General features: G+C 54.3%; 9 protein-coding genes. 5 read left to right on the forward strand and 4 right to left on the reverse strand.

From position 1 onward, the window contains the following. Window positions 1–630: 630 nt before the first annotated feature. Together HSW_RS19605 and HSW_RS19610 are read right to left on the reverse strand one after the other, a co-directional pair. Complete coding sequence (locus tag HSW_RS19605) at window positions 631–1371, reverse strand: metal-dependent hydrolase (RefSeq protein WP_044003401.1); 741 nt, start codon at window positions 1369–1371, stop codon at window positions 631–633. 83 nt (window positions 1372–1454) lie between these two features. Next, window positions 1455–1667: a hypothetical protein gene (locus tag HSW_RS19610; protein ID WP_044003403.1), complete on the reverse strand. Its 213-nt coding sequence runs from the start codon at window positions 1665–1667 to the stop codon at window positions 1455–1457. 298 nt (window positions 1668–1965) lie between these two features. Here HSW_RS19610 and mfd point away from each other — a divergent pair, with 298 nt between their 5' ends. After that, the gene (gene mfd / locus HSW_RS19615) at window positions 1966–5460 is read left to right on the forward strand and encodes a transcription-repair coupling factor (protein WP_316931395.1); all 3495 of its coding nucleotides are present in this window, start codon (window positions 1966–1968) and stop codon (window positions 5458–5460) included. A gap of 103 nt (window positions 5461–5563) precedes the next feature. Here the strand turns inward: mfd and HSW_RS24425 are convergent, their stop codons facing one another. After that, window positions 5564–8533, reverse strand: a complete 2970-nt coding sequence (locus HSW_RS24425) for an NACHT domain-containing protein (protein WP_071883145.1) — start codon at window positions 8531–8533, stop codon at window positions 5564–5566. A gap of 593 nt (window positions 8534–9126) precedes the next feature. Between HSW_RS24425 and HSW_RS19625 the strand changes: the two genes are divergently transcribed. From HSW_RS19625 to HSW_RS19640, 4 genes are all read left to right on the forward strand, one after another. Then, entirely contained in the window at window positions 9127–9831 is a 705-nt protein-coding gene (locus HSW_RS19625; RefSeq protein WP_044003407.1) for a hypothetical protein, read from the forward strand. 458 nt (window positions 9832–10289) lie between these two features. Next, window positions 10290–11789, forward strand: coding sequence for a tail fiber domain-containing protein (locus HSW_RS19630; RefSeq protein ID WP_044003408.1), 1500 nt, complete (start codon window positions 10290–10292; stop codon window positions 11787–11789). Between the two features lie 418 nt (window positions 11790–12207). Next, on the forward strand, window positions 12208–13794 hold the full coding sequence (locus HSW_RS19635) for a DUF6377 domain-containing protein (RefSeq protein WP_052346650.1): 1587 nt from the start codon (window positions 12208–12210) through the stop codon (window positions 13792–13794). A gap of 126 nt (window positions 13795–13920) precedes the next feature. Beyond that, window positions 13921–14364 carry an META domain-containing protein gene (locus HSW_RS19640; RefSeq protein WP_081768509.1) on the forward strand — a complete coding sequence of 148 codons (444 nt, stop codon included), beginning with the start codon at window positions 13921–13923 and terminating at the stop codon, window positions 14362–14364. A 78-nt stretch (window positions 14365–14442) separates the two neighbouring features. Here HSW_RS19640 and HSW_RS19645 read toward each other — a convergent pair whose 3' ends face one another. Then, window positions 14443–15144: a DsbA family oxidoreductase gene (locus HSW_RS19645; RefSeq protein ID WP_044003411.1), complete on the reverse strand. Its 702-nt coding sequence runs from the start codon at window positions 15142–15144 to the stop codon at window positions 14443–14445. Window positions 15145–15150: the final 6 nt, after the last annotated feature.

Below are 15150 nucleotides of genomic sequence, written 5' to 3' on the forward strand. Positions count from 1 at the left end.
CAAGAAACGGTTTGAGCGCAAAAAGGTGTGTGTGAGTAAGAGCGGGTAGTTTGGTTCGGTGCGGGCTGGTATACACGTAGGCCCGGTCAAAGATACATATTGGCAAACTTACGGTATTGTAATAATCCATAGGCGGGGGCATTTTACCACATAATCATGTGAGCATGATTGGAAATAGGAACGGCTGAAAGAGGTTTGCTACCGACAAGCCCCCCGATGAGATGAAAGGAAAATGAACGAGCATGGCTTGCGGCTCAAAATGAGCACTCTGCCTTCTTTTCCCGCGCAGCACCAGAGTCACAATTACCTTACAATATTAAATCATATATATGTTTTATACGAATTTAAAGAGTACAAATGCCATGAGATTAATCTAACCGACGCGTGCCTTACGCGTCAGAGCATTGGGCGGCCAGCTGCACGCTGCTTCACTCTTAAATCCAACATTTGATGGAACGAGGTGCATACTATTACAGTGAAAGTACATGTCAGCCGTAAGCCTAGTGCAGGAATTCGGCCGATATAGCTAATTAGTAGTCCAACCTGGCACAATCACAGATCAATAGACGAAAAAACGTCTGTCGGATTGCAGGACAAAGCTACAGTTTATCAACTTATTTTAGAATGTTTCTAAAATCTCATCCGTCCAATAATCAATCCCAGAACCAACAGGGCATATCCCGCGCAGATGGCCACCTCTAGAAAGTTGCCACTTTTGGAACCCGTCCGGATGAGCGGAATCTTCAGGCACAGGTCCGTAATCGGCATAAACCACTTGATACCGGCTTTGGTGAGCGTATCGGCCAGCAGGTGTGATACGTAGCCACCACCCGCGAATAAGGCTACGCCATGCCAGCCCAGACTTTGGTTAGCTAAGTGTCCGATGTAGGTCCAGAGGCCGGCAGCCCAGAGAGTATGTGTCCAGGAACGGTGGGAGGTAAACGGAGCTACCGATACAAAACACCCCAGCATACTCAGCCACACAAACCCCGTGTAGAGGCCCGCCACCACTGTACAGAGCCCCGTGAAGAGCAACGCCAGCTTGCGGGTAGAATCGCCCTGCATAGCCGCGCCGATGAGGCCAAACGCCAGGGCTGCCGTGAAACCCATGCGCCGGTCGGGACCCAGGGGCAGGACAAAATGGGAGTATAGAGCTAAAGCCGCCGCCGCCGCCACAAAGGCCCAGCGCACGTAATTCTGGGCGAAGCCCAGCCGCTTACTGAGCCGGGAGCCAGGATGGTCGAGGTCGGGAGCCAGGGAGGAGAAGCCGGCCAGCGCAATGCCGGCCGGCGAAAACGGAATACCGGGCACCAGCGCGGCCACGGCGACGCCGGTAATAAGGCCAATGGCCAGGTGAGAAGAACCGCGCACGCAGAATCGGGATACAAAATAAAACGGGTGGCAAAGATACCACGCGGCTCGTGCCCCCGCCCGAATTTAGCGGCCCCGCCCTGCTACCACTTGCCGGAACTGCCCTTGAGCGTGGTGCGGATGCCCTGCACTTCGTTTTCCAGGTGCGCCAGACCCTGCCGGAAAGCATCCTCTACTTCGGCCCGTTCCTGCTCGGGCAATGGGCCGTTTTGCTGCACCTGCTCCCGGATCTGGCGCAGGTGGTTCAGAATAGAATCCCACTCGTCGGCGGGCTGGTTGGTCGCGGGGGTAGTCATGAGATAGGCGAAAGGCCGGAGAAAACAAAGACTAGCGCGGGTGGGGGTTGGGAAGGTACAACCAATAGCCCACACTGGTTCGGAAACTTTCGGGGCGCGGCCGTGGTATTGAGAAGCGCGGTTGGCTCCGCGCCAACCGTCATTCCAAGCGAAGCGAGGAATCTGGGCTTATCCTTGTAATAAGTACCCCGGGGTAATTCGCTTCGTTCGGAACAACACCTAGCCGCAACCCCTGCCCGACCGGATTTTCATTCGGCCGGGCTTCTACCTTTGCCTCCTCTCCTAGCCGAATTCCGTTTTGAAGGTCACCGATTTACTGAAGCTCTACGCCCTCGACCCCACCGGCATGACGCTGGGCGCGCGCCTGAACCCGGCCACCCGCCACTCGCTGCGGCCCGCCGACAAAGCCGAAACGCCCGTGCGCCTGCATTTGCGCGGCCTGGTGGGTTCCCAGGATGCCGTGCTGGCCGCCGCCGTCCACCAGGAGTACCCCGACCAGCACCACCTGTTCATCCTGCACGACCGGGACGAGGCCGCCTACTTCCTGGCCGACCTCCAGCACCTGCTGCCCGAGGAGGAGCCGCTCCTGTTCCCCACGTCCTACAAGCGCCCCTACAGCTTCGACGAGACGGAAAACGCCAACGTGCTGATGCGGGCCGAGGTGCTGAACAAGCTCAACTCGCACCGCGGGCCGAAAACCACCGCTGAGCAGGAAGCCGACGACGCAGCCGACGACGCCGAAACTGAGGGCCAGCCCAAAAGCAAAAAACGCGGCAAGGCCAGCGCCAAAGAAACGGCCGGCGCGCTCATCGTCACCTATCCGGAGGCCCTGTTTGAGAAGGTTATCAACAAAAAGAGCCTCGTGGCCAACACCTTTCTGGTGAAGGTGGGTGACAAGCTGGACGTGAACTTCGTGAGCGACATGCTGGCGGAGTACGACTTCGAGCGGAGCGACTTTGTGTACGAGGCTGGCCAGTTTGCCGTGCGCGGCGGTATCGTGGACATCTTCAGCTACGCCAACGAGCTGCCGTACCGCATCGAGCTGTTCGGGGATGAGGTGGAGACGATTCGCACGTTTGACCCCGAAACGCAGCTGTCGGTGGAGAAACGGCAGCAGGTGAGCATCATTCCGAACGTGCAAACCAAGCTGCTGCAGGAGACGCGGGAGGCGTTTCTGGAGTTTATTCCGAAGAACACCGCCGTGTGGGCCAAGGACGTGCGCCAGACCCTGGATGTCGTGGACGAGTACTTCGACAAGGCCGAAGCGGGCTTCCAGGAGCTGCTGGCCGTGGCGGGCGGCACCCAGGTGGTGAGCAAGCCGGCCGAGTTGTTTGAGTCGGCCAAGACGCTGCGCAAGCTGCTGGAGGGGTTTGCGGTGGTGGAGTTCGGCAAACGGTTTCACTTCAAGACCGGGGCCGAGGAGCTGCAGTTCAGCGCCAAGCCCCAGCCCAGTTTCGGCAAGGACTTCAACCGCATCGTGAAGAACCTGCACGACAACCAGGCCAAGGGCTACACCAACATCATTGCCGCCGAGCAAGTGCGCCAGGCCGACCGCCTGCGCACCATCTTCGACGAGCTGGACAACAACGTGCAGTTTCAGCACCTGCTGCTGGGGCTGCGCGAGGGGTTCATCGACGAGACGCTGCGCCTGGTCGTCTACACCGACCACCAGCTGTTCGAGCGGTTCTATAGGGCCCAGGAAACCCGGAAGTTCTCCAAGAAAAAGGCCCTCACGCTGAAGGAATTGAGGACGCTTGTTCCAGGCGACTACGTGGTGCACCAGGACTACGGCATTGCCCGCTTCGCCGGCCTCACGCAGGTGGAAATCAACGACCGGCTGCAGGAGGCCATCCGGCTGGTGTACCGCGACGACGACGTGCTGACGGTGAGCATCCACGCCCTGCACAAGATTGCCAAGTACAGCGGGGCCGAGGGCACGCCGCCCACCATGAGCAAGCTGGGCTCGCCGGAGTGGGAAAACAAGAAGAAGTCCGTCAAGAAAAAGGTCAAGGACATTGCGGCCGAGCTGATCCGGCTGTACGCCAAGCGCAAAACCGCGCCCGGCCACGCCTTCGCCCACGACTCCTTCATGCAGGCCGAGCTGGAATCGAGCTTTATCTACGAGGACACGCCCGACCAGGCCAAGGCCACCGAGGACGTGAAGCGCGACATGGAGGTGCCCCACCCCATGGACCGCCTCGTGTGCGGCGACGTGGGCTTCGGCAAGACGGAAGTGGCCATCCGGGCCGCCTTCAAGGCCGTGGCCGATGGCAAGCAGGTGGCCGTGCTGGTGCCCACCACCATCCTGGCCATGCAGCACTACAAAACGTTTCGGGAGCGGCTCGGCAACCTGCCCGTGACGGTGGAGTACGTCAACCGCTTCAAGAGCACCAAGCAGATCAAGGAAACGCTGGGCCGCGTGGCCGAGGGCAAAACCGACATCCTCATCGGCACCCACCGCCTCACCAACAAGGACGTGCAGTTCAAGGACCTGGGCCTGTTGGTGATTGACGAGGAGCAGAAGTTCGGGGTGAAAACCAAGGACAAGCTCAAGGAAATCAAGGTGAACGTGGACACGCTCACGCTGTCGGCCACGCCCATTCCGCGCACCCTGCACTTCTCGCTCATGGGCGCCCGCGACCTGAGCGTGATTGCCACGCCCCCGCCCAACCGCCAGCCCGTGCAGACGGAGCTGCACGTATTCGATGAGCTGCTGATCCGCGACGCCGTGTCGCGGGAGCTGAAGCGGGGCGGGCAGGTGTTTTTCGTGCACAACCGCGTGAAGGACATCGAGGAGCAGGCCAGCATGATTCTGCGCCTCGTGCCCGATGCCCGCGTGACCTACGTGCACGGCCAGATGGACGGCGACCTGCTGGAAAAGCGCATGATGAAGTTCGTGGACGGCGACTACGACGTGCTGGTGGCCACCACCCTCATCGAGTCGGGCCTGGACATTGCCAACGCCAACACCATCCTCATCAACCGGGCCCACATGCACGGCCTCAGTGACCTGCACCAGATGCGGGGCCGCGTGGGCCGCTCCAACAAAAAGGCCTACTGCTACCTGCTCACGCCTCCGGTGGCCGGCTTGCCCTCCGACGCCCGCAAGCGCCTGAGCACCCTGGAGGAGTTCTCGGACCTGGGCGCGGGCTTCAACGTGGCCATGCGCGACCTGGACATCCGGGGCGCGGGCAACCTGCTGGGCGGCGAGCAGTCGGGCTTCATCAACGACCTGGGCTTCGAAACCTACCACCAGATTCTCGACGAAGCCGTGCAGGAGCTCAAGGAAACCGAGTTCCGCGACCTGTTCCTCGGCGACCCCACCCAGCGCCTGCAGCAGGCCGCCGGCACCAGCGGCCCCAAGGAGTGCAACATCGAAACCGATTTGCAGGTGCTCATTCCGGACCGCTACGTGAGCAGCGTGTCGGAGCGCCTGCAGCTCTACAGTAAGCTGGACCGGGCCAAAAACGCCGAGGAGCTGCGCAAGCTGCTCACCGGCATCGTGGACCGCTTCGGGCCGCTGCCCCAGGAGGTGGAGCAGCTCGCCGACATCGTGCGCCTGCGCTGGCTGGCCTGCCAGACCGGGTTCGAGAAACTCACGCTCAAGAAGAACCTGCTCAAAGGCTTCATCCCGGCCACCAACAACGAGCCCTACTTCCGGGGCGCCACCTTCGGCAACATCCTCAGCTACGTGCAGACCCACCCGCGCTCCGCCTCCATGAAGGAGCGCAAAGAACAGCTCATCATCTCCTTCGAGGACGTGAAAGCGTCCAGGCCGCCAAGCGCATTCTGAGCGAGCTGGTGAGTGAGGAAACGGTGGGGGTGTAAAAGATAGAAGTTGAGTACGAGTAACATAAAAGGCCTAATTATCAAATTTGATAATTAGGCCTTTTATGTTACTCGTACTCAACTTCTATCTGAGCTGCTATTTCATCAATTTGCTTAAAAAGATAAACAAATGAATGAAATAAGCTTCGATCCTGTTCCTTCACTATTTTTTTTGCAAATTCAGTTTTTTTACTATCTTTTATTTTATAAACCATTGGAATCGGTGAATTTTCAACTACACCAGCTTCGACTAAATAATCATCTGAAAAATAATGCTCTATCGCAAACGTATTATAACGCTGATCATCTATTAAGTAGTACTCTTTTTCTGGAGGAACTGGCAACTTAATAGCATATACATTAGCAGCTATATGCTTTTTTACCCGTTTTGACTCTTTCCAAGGTTGAAACAAAGCAGAGTTCAAACCACCGAATTCTTGCCGGCCCTTATCATCGTTATCGAATATACCAATTACTATTTCATCATCTGAATCAATTATATTATCAACAGATATCAAAAAATTAGCCAGAGCACGTGCTCCACTATTCATCTCACCTCCCACTTGCCTTATATTCCAATACGGAACTTGTTTGGTCAAAATGTGGTAAGCATGTTCAATTATTTGAGCATCTGTCTTTCCTTCAGTATACAACCTAACCTTTTTAATTGGTCTTATTCTATCATATTCCGTTAATCTTAAAAAACCCGCAGGCGTTTTAGAAAAAATATCAGTTACTTTATTAGGGATATACATAGTCCTAGTGTCATTTTTAGAATATTTGGACTTTAAAATCGAATCCTTCAACTTATCCAGATCCTTATTTCCCGCTAATTCTACTCCGAATCCAAGTAAATTTTTATAAATAGGATCATCCAATAGAGAAGTATCATAAAGTAATCTCTCCATCTTAGAACTATCATTAAGTCTCTTATTAGACACAGTTAAAGCCAGCGTAAATAACTTAAAGGCAATATTGTTCTTTAAATCTACATTTAAAGAAATATCTTTTGTAAACTTAATAAATAACTCTTCAAAAGCTGCAGCAAGTGGCGCCCTAACAGTTATTGAGTTAAAACTATCCATAAACCACATTGTACTAATTATTGTCACTAATGGTAGCGTTAACTTTTTAAAGAATGCTACTTCGTCAGCACCCATTTTTTTCATTCCATCCAAGAGCATTATTGTTAAATCCAATGATGCATACACAGCTTTCTTCCTAACATCATCATCTGTCAGATAAAGAGCTTGAGAGATATACCCCAAACCAGAAACTCCTTTCCAAGCCTCTGCTATTGTAGTAGCATGTGACGCTCTGTCGATAATCTTGTTCATAAAGCTTGACATATCCTTCGATCTACCAGCATAAAATATTGCTGTATACTGCCAACTTATATCTAGAAAGTTTTCAACTAATTTATTTTCGTAATCATCTCTTCTGTAATAGAATATTTCTCTTGATGCGTAATATTCTAAATAAGACTCGTGCCTAAACCTTACATACTTATCTTCTTCTAGTATTAAAATACCTGTATTTTGAATAATATGATCTAATAACACCGGCAGCAACTCAACTTTTACCGTGCCAGATATAGGACTAAAAAACTTCTTGAAAAATTCAGTAAACTCTTCTTTACTCATTGCTTTATCATTTTCTCTTTCGAGTAATTCTAAAGCATATTTTGACAATATCCTCTCACGTATATTGATGTCAAAAAACTTAATTCTAGAGTCAATTGTCGACCTACCCAAAAGAAGATTGTTAAAATTATCATATATATCAGTTATAGTAGCTGGTATTTCGAAATTATTTTCTTCGTAAAGAATTGAAATTAAAGATAAATTCAATGGCGTTATTGGCAATCTTTCAAGAATTTTATTTTCTTGAATTGATTGAATTAAATCATCAGCATGACTAGAACTAGAAAAGTATTTATTAATAAATTGCTTTACTTGTTTATTGTTAAATTTATCTATTACAACCTCATCATATTTACCAATAGAATCCATTCCTTTTATTTCTGATGGCAAATTTGAATGAGTACCCATCAAAAATTTTGCTCCATTCTTAATCAATCCAGAAGATTCATTAAGAATATTTACTTTATCGCCTTCATTAAATTCATCAATAGTATCTAATAGAATAACTAATTCATACTTTTCAACAATCTCTTCTATAGTATAAAGCGGAAACGAAGTTGTCAACTTATTAAACAAAGCAATTCCTAAACTAATATTTCCGCTATCATCCTTCGATTCAATTAATCTAGTTGCATTTAAAAATACAGGAAGATACTTTTTGCCTTTTTTATTTGAATTATCTTTTATAAATGAATGGCCTAATTCTCTAAGCAACCTAGTTTTGCCGCTACCAGAATTTCCTTCAACTATAATAGGAACAAAACTTTCCTTTATCTTTTCAACATTTACAGTCACTAAAGCATGATTAGGAGATTCATTATCTCTGACTTTCAAAGACATTCTTGGCTCAATAAAAATACTGTATAGTTTCTCATAACTTGATTTCAACTGTTTTATTCTACCAAAAGACCATTCATCTTGAAGTTCATCACAATACACTTTTTCGTAAGCAATTAAATCTTGATCAGCATGACGCCAGTATTCAGGATACAACGCATCTATTCGATTAACTAATTCATCTCTATCCCAAAAATCAAATAAAATATTTTTAAAATCTTGCTTTATCTTAGACTCTATACCTTTAGAAATATATTTACTTGACACTATAAAAATATTAGAATAAACATTGCTATTTGTAACTTTATTTAATCTTTCCTTAAACTCATTATAATGTTGATTACTTTTATTTATTTGCTCAATAATAATAAAAAATCCATATTGCTGAATCCCTAAGTTATTTATCGTAAATTTAGCTTCAATAAAATCAGAAGCAGTCCGATTAATTTCATTCATGGACAAGCCTTCTAGTAGCACTGTAACTATTTTTACAATTTCATCGATGCTACTTATCTCATCAATGGTATTGAGTTTGATGCTATGCTGGCGTGCAGTCATTGTATTAATTGTAAGTCGTTGTAGATGATATCAAAGATAGACGATTGAGCAATACTTGGGTGTAAATCCCTCTTTCTTGCGCGAGCTTGTAGCTCGTGCCTATGTTTGATGATGATGTTGCACCTCATCTGCCGCAACGCGGCAAACCGGGGTTGTGCCATCTTGGCCTATCGGGTGAGGCACAGCCTCACGTCAAGGGCAGGCACAAGTTACAAGCTCGCGCCAGAAAGGTGCTGAAGTTTCGGCGGGCTGAGGGCGTTGCGCCCCCTTTACCAGCGGATGCTACCCGGTTAGCACGCCCGTCACAGCTAGTCGCGCCGCTGCCAAAGTATCTCGCACGGCTGTCAAAGGGCATCACGCGGTTGTCATTGCCTTTCGCACGACTGTCATTGCTTATCGCACACTTGACATTGCCTTTCGCACGGCTGACATCGGCCTTCGCACGACTGACATTGCCTATCACACTGCCGACACTGCCTTTCGCATAGCTGACATCGGCCTTCGCACGGCCGACACCAACTATTTCGTGCGCGACATATTCAACAAACCCGCTATTCTTCTATCTTCCGCTCCCACTTTAACCCCTTATAGGTATGAATGATAAGCAACGGGCGAAGCTCTCCATGCTGCAAGCCACCCTCGGCGTCCTAACCGACCACGCCGACGTCTACACCACCAACAAGTCGCTCACCGCCGCCCGCCTCCAGCTGGCCGACCTCGTGGACGAGCTGGCCCCCACGGCCGCCGCTCAGCAGGCCGCCGGCCGCGCCCAGAAGCCGGGGGCCATCAAGCAGGCCACCCGCTTGCTGCTCGCCCAACGCGCCGCCGAAGTAGCCGCCGCCCTGCTCGCCTACGCCGACGAAACCGACAACATCCGCCTCCACACCGACGCCGACTATACCGAAAAGAGCCTCCTGCGCGCCACCGACAACGACCTAGCCCGCATCAGCAAAAACATCCACGACCAGGCCACCACTCACCTCACCGCCCTCCAGGACCAAGGCGTCACCCAGCAGGAGCTCACCGAACTGGAAGCCGCCCTCACCAACTTCCAGCAGCAGCAGGCCTCACCCCGCATCGTCGTTGCCGATACCAAGGCCGAAAACAAGGCCCTAGCCACCAACCTGCGCGCCGCCGTAGCCCTGCTCCGTAACCGCATCGACAAGTACCTCGTGCGCTACCAGCGCCCCGAGCCCCGCTTCTACACCGCCTACCAGTCGGCCCGCAACGTCATCAACACCGCCGCCCGCCCCGAAAAGCCGGCCCCGTTGCCCCTGCCCATACCCACGCCCAGCTAAAGGCTAGAAAGCTAGTTCCCCTCCTTGGAAAGGAGGGGTTAGGGGTGGTTGACCTCGCGTTAGAACAAATTTCAGAAATAGATTCTAGTAATCGTTCTGACGTCTATCAACCACCCCTAACCCCTCCTTTCCAAGGAGGGGAACTAGTTTTCTAGTCTTTAGCTGGGCGTGCGCTACTCTTTAGGTAACCATGCCACGGCCGCTCCTACCAAGGGGCGGCCGTGGTTTTTTTTGCGGGTAGCCCGTCCCTTGTCGGGTGGCTGAGGCATACGCCGTGCATGGTATCAGGCGGGTTCCTCACCCTGCGCACAACCACTACCCGACAGCGTACCCGCAGCAGACATTCTCCTAGTTCCCTGACTGTTGCGCTTGGCAAGCCAGCTTCCATTTGCTTTTTTCTGCGTGCAGATTACGGTAGAAGGTGGTAGTTTTGTCTTATCTGTTCCGGCTTCCTTCCTATGAAAACACGCTACTCACTGCTTGCCATCTGCTGCGTAGTCACCACTACCGCCCTGGCCCAAACCACCCCCGGCGGCGTCCGCATCGGTACGGCCGGCACGCCCGACAGCAAAGCCATCCTCGATATTGATGCCCAGGGCAAAGGCCTGCTCATCCCGCGCATGGACTCCATCACCCGCGTTGGCATCAGCTCCCCGCCCACTGGCCTCATGGTTTTCCAGACCAACGGCCGCACCGGCTTCTGGTACGCCACCGGCGGCATCTGGGTCTTTATTCCCGACAAAGCCCGCTCCGGCGACAACCTCGGCAACCACACGGCCACCCGCACGCTCGATCTGAACGACGAGCGGCTAACGGCCTCCGCCACCGCTCCCCTCGGCGACTCCACGGCCCAGGTCCAGATCCAGTCAACCGTGCCCAGCAAGAGCGTGGCCTTCATCACGCGCAGCTACTACGGCCGCAACTACACCCGCACCATGCTCTCGGGCTACGGCACCGGCCCCTACGGCCAGGATATCGACTACGCCGTGTGGGGCAACGCCTACCGCTCCGACGGCTGGGCCGGCATCTTCACGGCCGGCCGCCCCGGCCAGCCCCTGCGCTGGGTGGGCCTGGCCGGCCACCCCGGCTACGTGAATGCCAACGCCGCCATCCGCATCGTCGATGGCACCCAGGCGGCCGGCCGCGTGCTCACCTCCGACGCGGTGGGCAACGGCAGGTGGATGGCCGTCACCGCCGCCGGGGGCAATTTCAACCTGGGCCCCTACAAGCTCACCGCTGATGGCGGAGAAGTGGAAATAGGCGACGCGAACACGCCCACCCTGCTGCTGCACTCCAACACCAACGACCTCGTGACCGGGGCGACCCTGCGCTTTCGCGAAAACGACCTCAACTACGGCTGGAACCTGCGCCACAACACCGGCGGCGCCGAAGCCGGCCAAGCCACCGACCGCCTGATTCTGGAGCGGCTGAACGGGGCGGGAGCCGTGAGTGTGATGAGCTGGAACCAGGCCACCGGCAACGTGGGCATCAACACCCTCAACGCGGGCTACACCCTCGACGTGGCCGGTACCATCCGCGGCAATAACGTATCGGCCTCCGATGTGCGCTTCAAGCAGCACATCCGCCCGCTCACCGGCGCCTTAGCCGCCGTGCTGGCCCTGCGCGGGGTGCGCTACCAGTGGAACGCGCTGGGCGTGCAGCACGGCGGCACGGCCGGAGCCGAGCAGATAGGCGTACTGGCCCAGGAAATCGAGCAGCGCTACCCCGAGCTGGTCAGCACCGATGCCCAGGGCTACAAGGCTGTGAATTACGCCCAGCTCACGCCCGTGCTGCTGGAGGCCCTCAAAGAGCTGCACGCTCAGCTCGCCACCCAGACCCAGCGCGCCGACCAGGCCCAGGCCGCCCAGCAAGCCGACCACGCCGCACTGCAAACGCTACAGCAACAAGTAGCCCGGTTGCAGGCCGCCGTAACGCCCACCGCTCAACTCAACCGCTAACCCCTGCCGTGCCCATAGTTGGGCTCTTGTTAAGTATCCTCCACCTCACCGGCCGCTACCGATCCGACGGGGCCTGGCCATTGCCGACTGGCTCACCCAGTACCCGGCCGGCACCGCCGGCCAGCTGCAGGTACAGGGCCTCAGCGAAACCACCCCCGTGGCCCCAACACCAAATCCAACGGCTCCGACAACCCCGAAGGCCACCAGCAGAACCGCCGCGTGGAGGTTATCATTTCCTGATTCCGGCCATGCCACCCCGATTTAGTGGGGGCATGGCCGGTTTCGGCGGCCCCGGCTGCCCAGGGCCGGACCGGAGTCTTGCCCCAACTATTTCCTACTTTTGGCAGTCACCTCTTCAGGTGATTAGCAATCCTGCCTAGTGAAGCGTGTACTCCTGTTTTGTGGCCTGCTGGTTTGTTTGTTGCCCTGCTTCGCCAAAGCGGATGCTGCCAGCGGGCTGCTGGCCGAACTCAACGGAACTCTGGCGCGCAAGCAGGAATACGATGCGCAGCGGTGGCACCGAATTGCTATCCTGACGGCTGCCTTTGCCTCCAACAAGCGCAACGACGACGCTAAATTCGACCTGGGTCTGCGTATCTACGAGGAGTATAAGGCCTTCAAATACGACTCGGCTTTTGTGTACTCGCAGAAGATTATCCGCATAGCCGAGCAGCTCAACAGCCCCCAAAAAACAGAAGTAGCTAAGCTGAAGCTGGCCTTTATCCTGCTTTCCTCGGGCATGTTCAAGGAAACGTTCGAAACGCTCGACAGCGTCCGCCCCGACCTGTTGACGGAAACGGACAAGCTGGATTTCTACTTTCTGAAGGCCCGCGCTTACAACGACCTGGGCGACTACAACCAGGACCAAGTGTACCGGCCCGCCTATTATGCTAAAGCCCTGGCCTACGCCGATACCGCGCTGCGTTTCACCCGGCCCGGTTCCTACGATTACCTGTCCATTCAAGAGTTCCGGGCCATTAAAACCGGTAATCTGCGGGGCGGGGTTGCTATCTACAACCAGATTCGTCGGCTGCCCCACATTACGCTGCATCAGTTGGCGGTAAGTGCCAGTGCCACGGCCTACATCTATGGGCTGCTGGGCCAGGAAGACAAGGCTTTCGAGCTGTTGCTGGTGTCCGCCACGGCCGATGTAAAGACGGCAACCAAGGAAACCGTGGCCATTTTCCGGCTATCCGACTACTGCTACCGGCGCGGCGACCTGGAAAACGCCTATACCTTTATCAAGGAAGCCCGGGAGGAAGCGGCTTTTTACAAGGCCCGCCAGCGCCAGATTGAAATCAGCCACGTTTTCTCCCTCATCGAAGGGCAGAAAATCAACATTATTGAGAGCCAGCGCAAGTCGCTGAAAACGTACTCCATCATCATCACGCTGCTGGCGCTTTTTGTGGCGGGGTTTGTATTCATCATTCTCAAGCAGCTCCGCAAGCTGCAGAAGGCGGGCAAGCTCATCGACGTGACCAACCGGGAGCTACGGGAACGAAACCGCGACCTGCGCCAGCTGAACGTTGGGCTGAACGAGGCCAACAAGATCAAGGAGGAATACATTGGGTACTACTTCCACAACAACTCGCAGTACATTGATAAGATAGAGGCCCTGAAAAAGTCGCTCGATACGCTGCTGGGCAATAAACAATACGCTACGGTGCAGAAGCTGGCCGATGGCATTAACATCAAGAAGGAGCGCAACGAGCTGTTCAAAGGCTTCGACACGGTATTTCTGCGGCTGTTCCCCCACTTTATCGACCAGTTCAACGCTCTGTTCAAGGAGGAAGACCAGATTCATCCGCCCGAAGACCAGCTCATGACGACGGAGCTGCGGATTTTCGCCCTCATCCGGCTGGGCATTGCGGATAGCGAGCAAATCAGCCGCATGTTGGGCTATTCCATCAACACTATTTATACGTACAAAACCCGGGTAAAAAACCGCTCCATTCTGCCCAACGAGGAGTTCGAAGCCCGCATTCAGGCTATTGAGGCTGTTTAGGCCGCACGGTCCGCGCTTTCGGCCTTTATCAGCTTCGTATGTCCCTGCCCGGCTGATGAGTATCTGTGCAACCTTTGGCTAATTGCCGGAATCCCGGTAGTATCCGTTCATTTTACCGTGTGCATTATGCGTATCCTTACTTTTTGCGTGAGTATCATGGGAGCATGTCTGGTGAGCAGTTGCCAGCAGGATACTGCCAAACCGGCTTCTTCGGAGCTATCCGGTACCCGCTGGATGCTGACGGAAGTAGAAGGAGTACCCATCAGCTTGTCAAGCTACTCGGACACCTACCGCTCCTACATTCAGTTCGACGCCGGTAGCAGCGCTACTGCCGGCCTGGCCCCGTGCAATTCCTTCAGCGGCAACTTTCGGCTGGGCGCTGCTGCCGGCCAGCTGACCATCAGCCAACAGGGCTCCACCCGAACCACCTGCCCGGCACAAACCATTGAGAACAACTACCTCATGGCCTTGCCCAGAACGGTAAGCTATGAAATCAGCGGCCGGGAGCTACGCCTCTATGACGCGACCAACTCCACGAAACCACTCCTGCTTTTCACGGCTGCTGAGTAGCTTTTGGGTATGCCACATGGAAAAGGCCACCTCTGTTGAGGTGGCCTTTTCCATGTGGGGCGTAATGGTACCGTGCTACTAGCAAGCACTCCCATCAAGGCCGCAGGTGGCTCCGTCAGGACCGGCCAGCTGCACGGGCTGGGGGCGGGCTTCATCCCACACTTTGGCCAGCACTTCCTGGAACAGCTCGGTTGGCTGGGCACCCGATACGGCGTATTTATCCTCAAACACGAAATACGGCACGCCCCGAATATTGAGTTGCTGGGCCTGGTATTCGTCGTAGCGAACCTGCTGCTCAAACTTACTGGAGGTCAGCAGTTCGTTCACTTCCTCGGCGGGCAGTTGCAGCTCGGCGGCTAGGCGCGTGAGCGTGGGTACATCGTTGATATCGAGTCCTTCTTCCAGATAGGCTTTGAACAGCCGCTCCTTGGCCGCGTCCTGCCGGCCGTGGTGAGCGGCCAAATGCACCAGCCGGTGGGCACGCAGGGAGTTAGCCGGTACCACCCGGTCGAAGTCAAAGGCCAGCCCTTCCTCGGCGGCCGATTGGGCCATGTTGGCACTCATCTGGCGGGCCCAGGCTTCGGTATTGCCGTATTTCCGGGCAAGAAGGGCATATTGGCTTTCGCCGGGCGTGGGGTTGGCATTGGGGTCCAGCTCGAAACTGCGCCACTGGATGTCCACTTCGGCGGCGTGCTCAAAGGTGGCCAGGGCTTTTTCGAGGCGCCGCTTCCCGATGTAGCAGAAGGGGCAGAGGATGTCGGACCAGATTTCTATTTTCATGGCGAA

It is taken from the genome of Hymenobacter swuensis DY53, assembly GCF_000576555.1.
Lineage (GTDB): Bacteria > Bacteroidota > Bacteroidia > Cytophagales > Hymenobacteraceae > Hymenobacter > Hymenobacter swuensis.